The 13,802-nt window shown below is 34.5% G+C and carries 17 protein-coding genes and 2 pseudogenes; 13 read left to right on the top strand and 6 right to left on the bottom strand.

What is annotated here, in order from left to right; genetic code table 11:
- Positions 1 to 7: 7 nt before the first annotated feature.
- The 7 genes from HMPREF2846_RS09990 (at position 8) to HMPREF2846_RS09960 (ending at position 7,242) form a co-directional block, all read left to right on the top strand.
- Entirely contained in the window at positions 8 to 541 is a 534-nt protein-coding gene (locus HMPREF2846_RS09990) for a glycerol-3-phosphate responsive antiterminator (RefSeq protein ID WP_070626564.1), read from the top strand.
- Between the two features lie 166 nt (positions 542 to 707).
- Complete coding sequence (locus tag HMPREF2846_RS09985) at positions 708 to 1,523, top strand: MIP/aquaporin family protein (RefSeq protein ID WP_070626563.1); 816 nt, start codon at positions 708 to 710, stop codon at positions 1,521 to 1,523.
- Between the two features lie 86 nt (positions 1,524 to 1,609).
- Entirely contained in the window at positions 1,610 to 3,109 is a 1,500-nt protein-coding gene (gene glpK / locus HMPREF2846_RS09980; protein ID WP_070626562.1) for a glycerol kinase GlpK, read from the top strand.
- 190 nt (positions 3,110 to 3,299) lie between these two features.
- Positions 3,300 to 4,967: a glycerol-3-phosphate dehydrogenase/oxidase gene (locus HMPREF2846_RS09975; protein ID WP_057509844.1), complete on the top strand. Its 1,668-nt coding sequence runs from the start codon at positions 3,300 to 3,302 to the stop codon at positions 4,965 to 4,967.
- Positions 4,968 to 5,166: 199 nt separating this feature from the next.
- Complete coding sequence (locus HMPREF2846_RS09970; protein ID WP_023015658.1) at positions 5,167 to 6,102, top strand: alpha/beta hydrolase; 936 nt, start codon at positions 5,167 to 5,169, stop codon at positions 6,100 to 6,102.
- A gap of 1 nt (position 6,103) precedes the next feature.
- The gene (gene miaA, locus HMPREF2846_RS09965; RefSeq protein ID WP_070626561.1) at positions 6,104 to 7,066 is read left to right on the top strand and encodes a tRNA (adenosine(37)-N6)-dimethylallyltransferase MiaA; all 963 of its coding nucleotides are present in this window, start codon (positions 6,104 to 6,106) and stop codon (positions 7,064 to 7,066) included.
- A complete protein-coding gene (locus HMPREF2846_RS09960; protein WP_002480758.1) occupies positions 7,063 to 7,242 on the top strand; it encodes an RNA chaperone Hfq in 180 nt (59 codons plus the stop codon). Before miaA ends, HMPREF2846_RS09960 begins: the two co-directional genes overlap by 4 nt.
- A gap of 11 nt (positions 7,243 to 7,253) precedes the next feature.
- Here the strand turns inward: HMPREF2846_RS09960 and HMPREF2846_RS09955 are convergent, their stop codons facing one another.
- The 4 genes and pseudogenes from HMPREF2846_RS09955 to HMPREF2846_RS13955 form a co-directional block, all read right to left on the bottom strand.
- Positions 7,254 to 8,282, bottom strand: coding sequence for a site-specific integrase (locus HMPREF2846_RS09955; protein WP_015978110.1), 1,029 nt, complete (start codon positions 8,280 to 8,282; stop codon positions 7,254 to 7,256).
- Between the two features lie 75 nt (positions 8,283 to 8,357).
- Complete coding sequence (locus HMPREF2846_RS09950; protein ID WP_070626560.1) at positions 8,358 to 9,398, bottom strand: Abi family protein; 1,041 nt, start codon at positions 9,396 to 9,398, stop codon at positions 8,358 to 8,360.
- Between the two features lie 173 nt (positions 9,399 to 9,571).
- Positions 9,572 to 9,805: a hypothetical protein gene (locus HMPREF2846_RS09945; RefSeq protein ID WP_070626559.1), complete on the bottom strand. Its 234-nt coding sequence runs from the start codon at positions 9,803 to 9,805 to the stop codon at positions 9,572 to 9,574.
- Between the two features lie 156 nt (positions 9,806 to 9,961).
- A pseudogene (locus tag HMPREF2846_RS13955) lies at positions 9,962 to 10,501 on the bottom strand (hypothetical protein); the annotation flags it as partial.
- Positions 10,502 to 10,510: 9 nt separating this feature from the next.
- Here HMPREF2846_RS13955 and HMPREF2846_RS14235 point away from each other — a divergent pair.
- A pseudogene (locus tag HMPREF2846_RS14235) lies at positions 10,511 to 10,630 on the top strand (phage antirepressor Ant); the annotation flags it as partial.
- On the opposite strand, the gene HMPREF2846_RS09935 reads toward HMPREF2846_RS14235, so the two are convergent.
- The gene (locus HMPREF2846_RS09935) at positions 10,619 to 11,293 is read right to left on the bottom strand and encodes an XRE family transcriptional regulator (RefSeq protein WP_060803537.1); all 675 of its coding nucleotides are present in this window, start codon (positions 11,291 to 11,293) and stop codon (positions 10,619 to 10,621) included. The pseudogene HMPREF2846_RS14235 and the gene HMPREF2846_RS09935 sit on opposite strands and share 12 nt — an antisense overlap.
- A gap of 189 nt (positions 11,294 to 11,482) precedes the next feature.
- On the opposite strand from HMPREF2846_RS09935, the gene HMPREF2846_RS09930 reads away from it, so the two are divergent.
- The 4 genes from HMPREF2846_RS09930 to HMPREF2846_RS14230 are packed head-to-tail and all read left to right on the top strand — an operon-like array spanning position 11,483 to position 13,179.
- Positions 11,483 to 11,722, top strand: a complete 240-nt coding sequence (locus tag HMPREF2846_RS09930; RefSeq protein ID WP_060803538.1) for a helix-turn-helix domain-containing protein — start codon at positions 11,483 to 11,485, stop codon at positions 11,720 to 11,722.
- 12 nt (positions 11,723 to 11,734) lie between these two features.
- Positions 11,735 to 12,193: a hypothetical protein gene (locus HMPREF2846_RS09925; RefSeq protein ID WP_060803539.1), complete on the top strand. Its 459-nt coding sequence runs from the start codon at positions 11,735 to 11,737 to the stop codon at positions 12,191 to 12,193.
- A 12-nt stretch (positions 12,194 to 12,205) separates the two neighbouring features.
- Complete coding sequence (locus tag HMPREF2846_RS09920; RefSeq protein ID WP_070626558.1) at positions 12,206 to 12,973, top strand: phage antirepressor KilAC domain-containing protein; 768 nt, start codon at positions 12,206 to 12,208, stop codon at positions 12,971 to 12,973.
- A gap of 14 nt (positions 12,974 to 12,987) precedes the next feature.
- Complete coding sequence (locus HMPREF2846_RS14230; protein ID WP_070626557.1) at positions 12,988 to 13,179, top strand: hypothetical protein; 192 nt, start codon at positions 12,988 to 12,990, stop codon at positions 13,177 to 13,179.
- On the opposite strand, the gene HMPREF2846_RS13950 is transcribed toward HMPREF2846_RS14230, so the two are convergent.
- Positions 13,127 to 13,369, bottom strand: a complete 243-nt coding sequence (locus HMPREF2846_RS13950; protein ID WP_083309998.1) for a hypothetical protein — start codon at positions 13,367 to 13,369, stop codon at positions 13,127 to 13,129. The genes HMPREF2846_RS14230 and HMPREF2846_RS13950 overlap by 53 nt on opposite strands.
- Positions 13,370 to 13,435: 66 nt before the next feature.
- Between HMPREF2846_RS13950 and HMPREF2846_RS09910 the strand changes: the two genes are divergently transcribed.
- Positions 13,436 to 13,738, top strand: coding sequence for a DUF771 domain-containing protein (locus HMPREF2846_RS09910; protein WP_070626556.1), 303 nt, complete (start codon positions 13,436 to 13,438; stop codon positions 13,736 to 13,738).
- The last annotated feature ends 64 nt before the right edge of the window (positions 13,739 to 13,802 follow it).

Raw genomic sequence — 13,802 nt, 5'->3', positions numbered from 1 at the left:
TATGAGCTTGAAACCACACATTTTACCTGCAATCCGTGAAATGCGCGATTTAGAAAAATTGGTGAAAGCGGATTATCCTACTTGCGTGTTATTGGATGCGCATATCGGTCATTTACAAAGTATTACCGATTTATTGAAACAACACAGCATGGAAATGTATATTCATGTGGATTTAACAAGGGGTATTGCGCACGATGAGTTCGGTTGTGAATATTTGATTCAAAAATTCAAGCCGAAAGGTATTGTGTCGACGAAACCTAAAGTGATTAAAAAAGCAAAGACATTAAAAGTAACGACAATTTTACGTGTCTTTATTATTGATAGTCATGCGCTTAAACGTAGTATTGCCTTAATCCAACAAGTAAAGCCGGATTTTGTGGAAGTATTACCTGGAGTCGCAAGCAAGGTAATACAGAAAATTTATGATGAAACAAAGACACCTGTGATTGCTGGTGGGCTGATTGATTTAGAAGAAGAAGTACAAGAAGCCGTAACAAGTGGTGCGGAATATGTTACAACGAGCAATAAAACATTATGGTAAATTTTTGGAACGTAATTTTGTGAAATTGTGAATAATTATTGACAACGCTTTCATAAAAAGATATTCTGTTAATAAGTTAATATAAATATTGATAGAGATAGGAGACTTCTACATTGTATTCAATTATGTAGGAGTCTTTTTGTCTTTTTTTAAGGAGTGAATTAAGATGAGTCCATATTTTGCGGAATTTCTAGGGACAGCCATTCTGATTTTATTTGGGGGCGGCGTGGTTGCCAATTTGAACTTAGCAAAATCAAAAGGTTTAGGCAGTGATTGGATTAATATTTCGCTTGGTTGGGGGCTTGCGGTAACACTAGGTGTTTATGCAGTCGGAACTTTTTCAGGTGCACATTTAAATCCAGCTGTGACAGTTGCTTTTGCGATGGATGGCGGTATTGAATGGTACAAAGTGCCAGGTTATATCATCTGTCAAATGCTCGGCGGTATTGTCGGAGGCTTTTTAGTTTGGTTAATGTATTTACCGCACTGGAAAGTGACTGAAGATCAAGGTGCAAAATTAGCAGTGTTTTGTACAGCACCAGGTATCAAAAATTACTATGCTAACTTTTTCAGTGAAATTATCGGTACAGCAGCATTAACATTAAGCTTATTATTTATTGGTATTAATAAGTTCACTGAAGGCTTAAATCCGATTATTGTCGGTGGTTTGATTGTGGCAATTGGTTTAAGTTTAGGTGGCCCGACAGGTTATGCGATTAATCCAGCGCGTGATTTAGGTCCGCGTATTGCGCACGCATTATTACCGATTGCAGGTAAAGGCAATTCAAATTGGTCTTATGCGATTGTGCCTGTGCTAGGTCCAATTGCAGGCGGTATGTTAGGTGCTTGTATTTACCGTGCAGCTTATAAAGAAACATTTGATGCATTATCTGTTGTGGCGATTTTATTAACTGCAGCAACTTTAATTTTAGGTGTTGTCTTAAATAAAATCGATAAGAAAGACATTGGTACGATTTACTAATCAAAGTGTTTGCAGGCTTAGATAATTCGGGGGAACAGTTAAAACATTAATAACATGTTAAAATCAGGGTTAAGGAGTGGCTTACTATGGAAAGATATATTATGTCAATAGACCAAGGTACTACAAGTACACGTGCAATATTATTCAATAAAGAAGGAGAAATTGTCTCAACAGCACAACGTGAATTCACACAACATTTCCCACATTTAGGTTGGGTTGAACATGATGCGAATGAAATTTGGACATCCGTGTTGTCTGTCATTGCGACAGTGTTGAATGACGATAATATTTATCCGCATCAAATCAGCGGTATCGGTATTACAAACCAAAGGGAAACAACTATCATTTGGGATAAACATACTGGTCGTCCGATTTATAATGCGATTGTGTGGCAATCTCGTCAAACACAAGATATTGTACAATCATTACGTGATCAAGGTTATGAAGATACATTCCGTGAGAAAACAGGTTTAGTTCTTGATCCATATTTCTCTGGTACTAAAATCAAATGGATTTTAGACAATGTGGAAGGCGCAAGAGAAAAAGCTGAAAACGGTGATTTATTATTCGGTACAGTAGATTCATGGATTGTCTGGAAATTATCAGGGGGCGGTGCGCATGTGACGGATTATACGAATGCCAGCCGTACATTAATTTACAATATTCATGACTTAAAATGGGATGATGAATTATTAGAAATTCTAGATATTCCAAAACAAATGTTGCCGGAAGTTCATGAATCAAGTGAGATTTATGCGAAAACAAAAGATTATCATTTCTTCGGACAAGAAGTACCGATTGCGGGAATCGCAGGGGATCAGCAAGCAGCCTTATTCGGACAAGCATGCTTCGAACGTGGTGAAGTGAAAAACACGTACGGTACAGGTGGATTCATGTTAATGAACACTGGTAAAGAAGCGATTCAATCTGATAACGGTTTATTAACAACAATCGCATTCGGCTTAGATGGCGAAGTGAATTATGCATTAGAAGGTTCTATTTTCGTCTCTGGCTCAGCTATTCAATGGTTGCGAGATGGTTTACGTATGATTAACTCCGCACCTGAATCTGAAAACTATGCGAACCGTATTGAATCAAGTGATGGCGTTTATGTGGTGCCTGCATTTGTTGGACTCGGTACACCTTATTGGGATGCGAATGCGCGTGGTGCAGTATTAGGTATTACGCGTGCGACTGAGAAAGAACACTTTATCAGAGCAACGTTAGAATCTATTTGTTACCAAACACGTGATGTGGTTGAAGCGATGATTCAAGACTCAGGTATTGAAGTGAAGAATATCCGTGTAGATGGTGGTGCTGTTAAGAACAACTTCTTAATGCAATTCCAAGCAGATATTCAAAATATTACAGTAGAACGTCCTGAAATCAATGAAACGACTGCGTTAGGTGCTGCTTATCTTGCAGGACTTGCGGTAGGTTTCTGGGATAGTAAAGCAGAAATTGCGAACCGTTGGAAATTAGATCAAGCTTTCGAACCTGAAATGGATGAAAAAGAAAGAGAAAAATTATATAAAGGTTGGAAAAAAGCTGTAGAAGCAACACAAGTCTTCAAGCTGGACGACTAATTAGACGACTGATTTCTAACTATGTTATACTAAAGACAAGTTAATATCTATGACTCGAGAATGAGAGAACTGTTCACACCATTTTTAATGTATGGGATAGGTCTCTCATTTTTTAATTTATTTTGCGTTAAATTCGCATCTCGACTTGTCTCATGCATTCATAACAGAATATTTTAGGAGGCGTTGTTCAATGAGTTTATCAACATTAAACAGAGATGTAATTAAAGGAAGATTGAAAGAGGAAGAATATGATGTCGTTATCATCGGCGGTGGTATTACAGGTGCCGGCATTGCGTTAGATGCGGCAGACCGCGGTATGAAAGTGGCATTAGTAGAAATGCAAGACTTTGCGCAAGGAACAAGTTCTCGTTCTACTAAATTAGTTCATGGCGGTTTACGCTACTTAAAACAATTTCAAGTCGGGGTTGTAGCAGAAACTGGACGTGAACGTGCGATTGTTTATGAAAATGGTCCACATGTAACAACACCGGAATGGATGTTGTTACCGATGCATAAAGGCGGTACATTCGGTAAATTTACAACTTCTATCGGTTTAGCAATGTATGACCGTTTAGCAGGGGTTAAAAAATCAGAACGCAAGAAAATGTTGAACAAAAAAGAAACATTAGAAAAAGAACCATTAGTTAAAAAGAAAGGCCTAAAAGGCGGCGGTTACTATGTAGAATATCGTACAGATGATGCGCGTTTAACAATTGAAGTCATGAAACGTGCAGCGGAAAAAGGTGCAGATATTCTTAACTATACGAAATCAATGAATTTCACATACAATGACAACGAAAAAGTGAATGGCATTCAAGTGACTGACATGTTGACGGATGAAGCTTATACCATTCACGCTAAAAAAGTTATTAATGCTAGTGGCCCATGGGTAGATGAAGTCAGAGGCGCTGATTATTCTAGAAACAATAAACAATTACGCTTAACTAAAGGTGTGCATATTGTTATCGATCAATCTAAATTCCCATTACAACAAGCGGTTTATTTCGATACAAAATCAGATGGCAGAATGATCTTTGCGATTCCTCGTGAAGGTAAAGCGTATATCGGCACAACTGACACATTCTATAACAATGACAAAGCGTCACCACTACCAACACAAGAAGACCGTGATTACCTAGTCGATGCAGTGAACTATATGTTCCCAGGATTAGATATAACAGATAAAGATATCGAATCATCTTGGGCAGGTATCAGACCATTGATTTTAGAAGAAGGTAAAGACCCATCTGAAATTTCACGTAAAGATGAAATCTGGGAAGGTAAATCTGGCCTATTAACAATTGCGGGCGGTAAATTAACAGGTTATCGTCATATGGCAAAAGGCATTGTGGACTTATTAGCAAAACGTTTACAACAAGACTTCGGTAAGAAATTCGGTCCATGCGAAACAAAACATCTGACAATTTCAGGCGGAGATGTCGGCGGCAGTGCGAATTTCGATCACTTTGTAGAAGAAAAAGTAGCTGAAGCTAAGAAATATCAAATTGACGCAAAAACTGCTGAAGATATTGCACAACGTTATGGTTCAAACGCAGATGAAATCTATAAAATTGCGCATACGGCACAATATCAAAACTCAGGATTGCCATTAGAAATCTATGCTGAATTGGTATATGGTATTCAAAATGAAATGGTTTATAAACCAACAGATTTCTTAATCCGCAGAACAGGTATGTTGTACTTCGATATTGAAGATGTCTTGAAATATAAAGAAGCGGTTGTAGATGTATTAGCACAACTATTAAACTATGACGAAATTCAACGTTCATTGTATACAGAAGAATTGGAAGAAGCGATTAATGAAGCAAGAACTGCGAATAATCAACCTGCTGAATAAAGCAAAATAGAGTATCAAAATGAGTTGGGACGAAGTTCCAGCTCATTTTTGTTATCCTATTATTAAAGAGTGCAGTTTTTTTACTATTTAGGTAAATGAAAGCCTATTTCAAGAATTTGGGGTCTGTTTTATAATAGAAGGGTAAGACATCTAGTGAAGGCATCTTAGAATAATAAAAAGTTAGACGGGAGTGTAGTCAATGTGTCCTAACACATTTAAGGTAACAGTTGAAGATGGTACAAATATTGAAGTTAAATTAGATAAAGCGAATAAAACACGAATTGGAATTGTACATATTTTTCATGGTATGGCTGAACATATGGGACGTTATGATACATTTGTCGAATCGCTCAACCAACAAGGCTATGATGTGATTCGTCACAATCATCGAGGTCATGGTAAGGATATAGACGAAAGCACAAGAGGGCATTATGACAGTATTGAAAATGTTGCGGCGGATGCTTATGAAATTGCGCAAACGTTATATCCAGAAAGAGATGAACTGCCGTATATTGTGCTCGGCCATTCAATGGGATCGATTATTGCACGTAAATATGTTGAAATGTATCCTGATATGTCGCAAGGTTTGATTTTGACAGGTACAGGATTGTTCCCGAAATTAAAAGGGAAGATTTTAGCATTATTAATGAAAATAATCACGATTGTATTTGGCAAACGCAGAAGACTCAGATGGGTCAACCGTCTAGCTTTCAGACCATTCAATCGAGGAATTCAGAACGTGCAAACTGAGAATGATTGGTTATCAACACAAAGAGAGGAAGTTGATAGATATTGTTCTGATCAGTATTGCGGATTCTTAGTCTCAAATCAGATTATTTATGAAACGCTGAATGAAATGATGAAAACCAGCACACCAAAAGAAATCAAAAAGATGAATGCAGATTTACCAGTCTTATTAATTTCTGGTAAAGATGATGCATTTGGAGACTATGGCAAAGGTATTCGCAGACTGGGTGTGGCAATGAAGAAAAATGGTGTAAAACACATTACGGTACAACTTTATCGTAATAAGCGACATGAAATTCTGTTTGAAGAAGACTATCATCAAACATGGAATAACATGTATGACTGGATTAAGAAAAATATCCTTAACAAATATAAGCAGGGGGATTAATATGAGCAACAACACAAAACCCTTACTCGTTGTCATTGTAGGACCAACAGCGGTAGGGAAAACTGAATTAAGCATTGAACTTGCGAAAAAAGTTGATGGTGAAATTATCAGCGGTGATTCAATGCAGGTTTATAAAGGCATGGACATTGGGACAGCTAAAGCTACGCCTGAAGAGATGCAAAATATCCCTCATTATCTTATTGATATTTTAAATCCAGATGAATCATTTTCAGCATATGACTTCAAAGTTCGTGCTGAAGCATTAATTAAAGACATCACAGCGCGCGGTAAAGTTCCAATTATCGCTGGAGGTACGGGTCTTTATATTCAATCACTAATTTATAACTATCCATTTGATAAAGAAGAAGTTTCTGAAGAAACAGCATGTGCTGTACGTGAAAAGCTGGAGGAATTAGAAAGCTTGTCTAATGAAGCGTTACATCAATATCTCGCAAGCTTTGATGCGGAGTCTGCAGAGGATATTCACCCGAATAACCGTAAAAGAGTGTTGAGAGCGGTTGAATATTACTTAAAAACGAAAAAAAAATTAAGTAATCGCAAAAAAGTTCAACAATATACAGAAAATTATGATACATTATTAATAGGGGTAGAAACGTCGCGTGAAACTATGTATCAACGAATAAACAATCGTGTTGATCATATGATGAAAGCGGGTTTAATTAATGAAGTAGAGCAACTGCTGAGACAGGGTTTTACAAATTGTCAGAGCATGCAAGCAATAGGATATAAAGAGTTGATTCCTGCTATTGATCAAGACATTTCGATTGAACAAGCAGTTGACAAGTTAAAACAACACTCAAGAAATTACGCAAAACGTCAAATGACTTGGTTCAAAAATAAAATGAATGTGCAATGGTTTGATAGAGAGCAACAGCCACTTCCATTGATTCTAGATGACATTACTGCCCACATAAATAAAAAAAAGGAGAGAATGCAATCATGAATGATAAAAGCATCCAAGAGAATTTTCTACAAGGTTTTAAAGACAGCAAAGAGGAGTTAACTGTTTTCTTATTAAACGGTTTCCAAATGAAAGGAACAATTGTAGAATTCGATGACACCGTTGTGAACTTATTCTCACAAGGCAAAAATCATGGTTGTAACCACGCGAGTTTATAGGGGTTAAGCCCCTAAAGAGTCCCTAAAACTTCAATTGCTTGGTCATTCTCTTCGTCAAATTGCTCCTCTAATAAATGAGAGTACACTTCCAATGTGATACGCATATTTTTGTGTCCTAAACGTTTACTGATATATTGAATAGAAACACCTTGTGATAATAGATAACTACAGTGTGTGTGACGCAGCGCATGAGTAGTTATCTTTTTTATATCTAATTCTTCGCATAACTCTCCAAGTCTTGCATTCACTCTTTTTACTCTTGGCAGTATTCCTCTATCTTTAAAAATGTAACCGTCCATACTAACAGCCCATGTAGAAATCACTTTTCTGATATGCTGCATATCTTCTTTTGCTACGTCTACATAGCGAGGGGAAGAATCTGTTTTCTGTTCATCAATATAAAGGTCTTTACCGATATAACTCGATTTCATATTGATTGCACCACTCACACGACAACCAGTACAAATCATGATAAATAAAATCAAATCCATTCTTTTATTGCTTTGCATCAGTTTATTTTTTAACCGTTTGTATTCTTCTATACTGATGAACTTGTCTGTTTCTTTTTTAGGTTCATGACCTGCTTTGAATGTAATTCTATACACAGGGTTACGTTTGATTAACCCGTCATACACAGCATCGTCTAATGAGGTTTTAAGTAATGATCGCATTTTTCTGCCCGTCACTTGACTGCGTGTTTCTGTGTACGCAGTAAGGAAATTCTGAACATCAAGACGTGTCAATTTTGCTATCGGTATATCTGCTATTTTGAATGATTTTAATATTTTCAAATTACTTTTATAACCTCCGTACGTTGATTTTGATACTGAGTTACGTTTATAGGTAATAACCCACTGAGTTAAGTATTGATGTAATGTCAAAGTGTTATCAGGGGAATAACCTTGTTGTAATTCATTTAACTTCTCTATACCTGCGTATTCAGCTTCTTTTTTAGTACGGAATCCTTTTTTACGGTAGCGTTTGTTATTATATTTAAATTCATATTGCCATTTGCCTTTTTCGTATTGTCTCATTCGCATAATGCATTCCTCCTCAAAAAAAGGTAAAAAAATAATAAGGGTACGGTGGTGTACCCAAAATTATTGATTAAACTTTCAAAGATAATTTTCATTAAAAAAAGAAAGTTTTCGTATTAGATCGTAAGTAAAACCGATTGATTCTAGTAAATTTATTTTGTTGTATTGATCCATTTCTCCGTATAATTTAAATAACTCTTCTATTAAATTATCCCGTGTTGGTTTATTTCTAGTAAACAAAAGAATTATTAAAGTTAATGCATATAAATCATTTCTTCCAATGTCTTTAGCATAATCTTTTTTCAAAATTAATTCGTAATCAATTATATTATTGAAATGTGTTCGAGATAATTGGGATTCAGATTTAAAAGAATAAAATCTATGGCCGTGTGCTATTCTGTTTCTGAATTCTCTTAATAAATTCAGTGAATCCACCCCTATACTTGATAACTCTTTTTCGTTATCTGTTATATTAGAAATACTTTTTAAAACTTCTACTTTATGTTTTTTCTTTAAAATGCTTAACCACTTAATTGTTAAACCAAAGTTGTGAGGTAATATTATTATCCATGGTGGCACATGGTTATGTTTACTCTTATAATGATTTATCGATTCCACTTTATTCCAATTTAAAGATTTGCTAATATCATCCAATACTCCAGCTCTTTTACTTTTATGAGGATCATAATAGTAAGTATCTAGATAACTATATTTTCTATCGAAAAATTTTGGGTTATATTTATTTTTTGTTTTAGGTTCATTGACGCCAAAGTTTTTAGCCACTACCGCAGCAACATTATTCTTTAAAGACTGTTCAATCAATATCAAGTATTTAAAATATAAATTCTTTAATCTCATATCATTTTGATAACAATGGAACAAATCTCTAAAATGTGTATTTTTTACAAAATGGTCGTTGTCTTTATTCTTAAAAAAGTGAGAATAAGCGTTAATCAATGAATAATAGGAAATTGTTTCTAGCTGTAGCAACGCAAATTCTTCGTTATCAATAATTAATCCTCTATCTTTTAATAAAATTACTTGTTCTTTACAGCTTAAATATGGTTTTGATTCTTTGGAAGTCTTTAAATAAATTTTTATGGCATTTATGTCTTTCAATAGAATTCTCTCCTACAACGAAAAAACCCCTCATGCAAGCATGAGAGGTTTCTTGAGTCGTTTCATAGAACAACTATTTCATACTTGCATTATAGATGTTTTTTCTTTATTAGTCAATATTAAAGATAGTTCTTGAAACTAACAAGCTTCTTCCATTTCTTACCTCCTTTAACCTACTCATCATCTTCTAATAAATCAGTTACATTTATAGTTATCTCTTTTGTAACAGGATTGATACTTAAATCTTGTCCGTATCCTAGAGATTTAACTTGAATATTTTCGTTTTCAAATTTTAAAGCTATTTCAACGTGTTGATAATTTTGTAAAACTAACAAAGTATCTTCATTAGTCACGATATTGTATGAACCTTTTCCATTAAGATTAACTTTCCAATTTTTAAATTCCATCCTCAACCTCCTTTCGCCCCAGAGTGGAGGGGGGGGCTGAGATGATGCTGATTGTAAACTGTGTAGTGAGCTTTGCTGACTCTATCATTCTTTGATTTCTTCATCAGAAGGTGTATTCATGCTACTTTCTTCATTTTTAGGTTGCTCTATATCAGGGTTATTAGTTTCTTCTTGTTGTTCCACAGGCTGAGAATTCTCTTGTTCGGTATTTTCCTTTTCATCAGAGCTACGGTATTTAGGGCTCCTTTTTTTGAATTCCTCAAATTCTGCCATTTCTTCTTCGCTCATATCATTAAATCTATCAACAACTACTCCTGTTCTTCTATTAACAACAGCACAAAATTTTACAGGTGTTCCGGCAGCATCTCGAACAAGGTGTTCAATGTAGTACTCATTATCATTACTTCTGGCCATATTTGTTTTGAATTCAAAAGCTTGCAGACCATTAGAACCTCTATTTATATAATAATTCGAAACAATTTGTTCTGCATCTTGAGCAGAAATATTATTATTTGTTTCTTGTTGATTATTATTTTGTACATCTTCGTATGTTTGTGTTTCATCCGTTTTCTTTTGCTCTTCTTTCTTAGTTGTTTCTGTTTTATTGTCTTTCTCTTTCTTTTCTTCTTCTTGCCCACATGCTGTGAGTAATAATACAGATGATAGTGCTAATGTTCCTAATAGTTTGATTTTCATTTTTGTTTCTCCTTCAATAAATATTTAAGAAAATATCTTTCCCAAGAAGTTGAGAAAGGCGATTTCATACCAGAAGCAATGGTTTATAAACTAGCTTTTAAAGCAGGTAATTCAACTTTACTCAAATATTTGATAGTTATAAATCACTTTTCCAATTACCTCTATTTCATCCACAGATTCTAAATCAAATGAATTCGTTTTAAATTCGTCCGAATAACTTACTGGATCTAAATGCAACTTTGTTTCGGTACGTCTAACGCGTTTTACAGTGTATTCTCCACCAATGCGCAATACTAAAATATCATTACTATTTAATTTGTAATCTTGATTGATTCTATAATCATGTACGACTATGTATGAACCATTAGCGAGGATTTTATTCATACTGTCTCCATTAATTTGTAAAGCAATACATTCGCTTGGTTTGCGTCCTTTGAATGCAATATCTGGAATTTCAAAATCCTTATGTTCTAATTCTACAGTTTCGAAATTTCCTGCCGATACTTTACCGTAATAGGGAACTTTATAATAATTATTAATATTTTCTAAAGGTACAATATCATCTTCTAAGCCGATTAAGTAATCCATGCTGACACCAAAATAAGTAGCTAATTGTGATACGGTTTTAGCTATTGGTTCGGATTTATTATTTTCCCAGTTGGATAATTTACCTTTTGTAAAACTATTTTTTTTATCTTTGGCAGGAAACTGGTCATGTAAATCATCACTAAGTTGTTGTAATGTTAAACCTTTTTGTTTTCTTAATTTTCTTATTCTATCTCCGAAAGTCATTTGTTTTCACTCCTTACTTTTCTTTTCTGTGTAATTTTAATATACAATAAGTGTTGCTTATTTACAACACATATATAGGTAAAGATAAAAAAAGTTTTAAAAATACGACAAAAGGTGTTGCAATAAGTAACACTAACGTGTAATATAATAGATAAGTCGTGAAAACACGACAAAGAAAGAGGTGAAACAATGAACGCTTACAACAAATTAAAAGGTTTGTTAATAGAAAGAGGGATTAAAAACAAAGATTTAGCTGAGTTGCTTGATGTAAACAGGACTACAGTGAATAAAAAACTCAATAGAACAAACGGTAACGATTTCTCCATGACTGAAGTTAGAAAGATTTGCCTGTACTTAGATATCAGTGCAGATATATATTTTTTAAATCCAAGTCGTGAAAACACGACAAAACAACGTCAAACAACTTAATAGGAGGAAACAATGGAGCAAATCACATTAACAAAACAAGAATTGATTGAAATTGTAGAACGTGAAGTAAGTAAAAGGTTGGACGGTAAGAAAACAATTAAACCAATCTCAATTTTTAATGAAGTAAGAATTACAGAAGACGATATCGCAAACATCAATGAAGACTTTAATTTTACAAAGTTTATAAAACCTCCATATAGAGGCCGACATTATAGACCATTAGCTTTAAAGAAATATCTATGTGATAGCAACAATTACTTTCACAAGTACTTTAACGGAAAAGTGAATGACGATAATATCCATGAGCTTATCAGAAAATTAACTTTAGCAGTTTTTGGTGTTAGCAGAAATTCTGATTTAAGTGAACGTGAATTTGAAGAGGCTGCAAAGATTTACAGATACTTCAAAGATATGTATTTACATCTATACAAAAAGCGTCTTTCAAATTTATCTAATGAAGATTTTGAATAAGGAGGAAACCACGTGCAAGCATTACAAGAAATCAAAATTGAAAACAATTCGGAATTAGGAGCAGTCGTTTCTAGTCGAGTAGTAGCTAATGAGTTGAAAAGAAGACATGACAATGTAAAACGTGATCTAGAACAAATTTTAATGTCCTCAAATGTGAGTGCATTAATTGTTCCTAGTAACTATAAAGATTCACGTGGACGTAAACAGAAGGAATATCTCTTAACTAAAGACGGTTTCATTTTATATATGTTCAATATTCAAGGTCACAACGATTTTAAAATGGCGTACATTAATAAATTTAATGAAATGGAACGACAAATCTCACAGCCTATCGCAAGTTATATGATAGATGATCCAGTTAAGCGTGCTGAATTGTGGATTGAAGAGCAGAAAGAGAAACAACAGTTACAACTTGAAAACAACATGCAAAAACAAAAGATTGCTGAATATGAACCCAAAGCGTCTTACTTAGACACGATTTTAAACAACAAAAGTTTAGTGACAGTAGGTCAGATTGCAAAGGACTATGGTATGTCAGCTCAAGCATTAAACAAGTTGCTGCATGAATTGAAAGTTCAATACAAGCAATCAGGACAATGGTTACTTTATTCAAACTTACACGATAAAGGCTATACACATTCATCAACTACAGAAATTGAACATAAAGACGGTAGCACATCAGTACGTATGAATACTAAATGGACGCAAAAGGGCAGATTGTTTATTTACGACTTGCTTAAAGATAACAACATCCTACCAACAATCGAGCAAACCAATTAATAGGAGGAAACCACATGCAAGATTTAAAACCAATTAAAAAAGCAATCATTCTATATGCTGCTGTAACAGTTATAGAACAATTGCTTAATCGGCCTAAGAATTTTTCAGACTTAACAAAAGAGTCATTTATTATACCGAAAGACCCTGAAAGTGCTACTGACTCTGCTCGTCGTCTTTTAAAATCTGCCGAGCAACATTGTAAATGAGCGTTTCGGAATAACGCTTAGAACATTCGTTCATAGCTAGTGAATATAAAAATTCTTCTGAGAAACCTTCAGAATTATCTCTTTTTAATTCTGATAATAAATTACGAAAGTATTCACTATCGTTACCAAATTGCTTTTCAACCTCTGGTTGGAAAGAACTAAAATATTTTTCAAATTCATACCAAGTCATATAAATCACCTCCCCAGGTGATTATATCAAAATAATCAAACGAACAGATTCAAGGAGGTAGCACTCATGACACAATCACTCAGTGTGCAAATCAACATCCCAGAAGAATATGTATTGATTGAAAAAGATATTCACACACAGTTGTTGATGAACCAACAGAAAGCGACATGGTCTAAAAAAGAGTTCATTGATCATTCGCCATTCAAATCAAATAACAGTGTGGATGACAAGATATTATTCAATCCTAAGTTCAGAAAGATTTTAGAAAGTGAAGGCATTGCGAGTTATCCAAATGGAAACAAGCGCAACTGGTCGTTTGACGGTCCGAAAGCGTATGAGTTTTTACGTAAATATAGAGATGAATTTTAGAGAGGTGAACCAATGAAATCATTCTGGATAGCATACGCATTCTGCTTTGCAAGCACATCCGTCC

Source organism: Staphylococcus sp. HMSC056G08 (assembly GCF_001812305.1).
Taxonomy (GTDB): domain Bacteria; phylum Bacillota; class Bacilli; order Staphylococcales; family Staphylococcaceae; genus Staphylococcus; species Staphylococcus simulans.
The sequence above is the reverse complement of the archived record's forward strand: the minus strand, read 5'-3'. Positions and strand labels throughout refer to the sequence as shown.

What these genes read in the sequence shown, in the direction of transcription:
- HMPREF2846_RS09985 (WP_070626563.1), top strand. Translation starts at nt 708, where the DNA reads ATGAGTCCATATTTTGCGGAATTTCTAGGGACAGCCATTCTGATTTTA.
- glpK (WP_070626562.1), top strand. Translation starts at nt 1,610, where the DNA reads ATGGAAAGATATATTATGTCAATAGACCAAGGTACTACAAGTACACGT.
- HMPREF2846_RS09975 (WP_057509844.1), top strand. Translation starts at nt 3,300, where the DNA reads ATGAGTTTATCAACATTAAACAGAGATGTAATTAAAGGAAGATTGAAA.
- HMPREF2846_RS09970 (WP_023015658.1), top strand. Translation starts at nt 5,167, where the DNA reads ATGTGTCCTAACACATTTAAGGTAACAGTTGAAGATGGTACAAATATT.
- miaA (WP_070626561.1), top strand. Translation starts at nt 6,104, where the DNA reads ATGAGCAACAACACAAAACCCTTACTCGTTGTCATTGTAGGACCAACA.
- HMPREF2846_RS09960 (WP_002480758.1), top strand. Translation starts at nt 7,063, where the DNA reads ATGAATGATAAAAGCATCCAAGAGAATTTTCTACAAGGTTTTAAAGAC.
- HMPREF2846_RS09955 (WP_015978110.1), bottom strand. Translation starts at nt 8,282, where the DNA reads ATGCGAATGAGACAATACGAAAAAGGCAAATGGCAATATGAATTTAAA.
- HMPREF2846_RS09945 (WP_070626559.1), bottom strand. Translation starts at nt 9,805, where the DNA reads ATGGAATTTAAAAATTGGAAAGTTAATCTTAATGGAAAAGGTTCATAC.
- HMPREF2846_RS09935 (WP_060803537.1), bottom strand. Translation starts at nt 11,293, where the DNA reads ATGACTTTCGGAGATAGAATAAGAAAATTAAGAAAACAAAAAGGTTTA.
- HMPREF2846_RS09930 (WP_060803538.1), top strand. Translation starts at nt 11,483, where the DNA reads ATGAACGCTTACAACAAATTAAAAGGTTTGTTAATAGAAAGAGGGATT.
- HMPREF2846_RS09925 (WP_060803539.1), top strand. Translation starts at nt 11,735, where the DNA reads ATGGAGCAAATCACATTAACAAAACAAGAATTGATTGAAATTGTAGAA.
- HMPREF2846_RS14230 (WP_070626557.1), top strand. Translation starts at nt 12,988, where the DNA reads ATGCAAGATTTAAAACCAATTAAAAAAGCAATCATTCTATATGCTGCT.
- HMPREF2846_RS13950 (WP_083309998.1), bottom strand. Translation starts at nt 13,369, where the DNA reads ATGACTTGGTATGAATTTGAAAAATATTTTAGTTCTTTCCAACCAGAG.
- HMPREF2846_RS09910 (WP_070626556.1), top strand. Translation starts at nt 13,436, where the DNA reads ATGACACAATCACTCAGTGTGCAAATCAACATCCCAGAAGAATATGTA.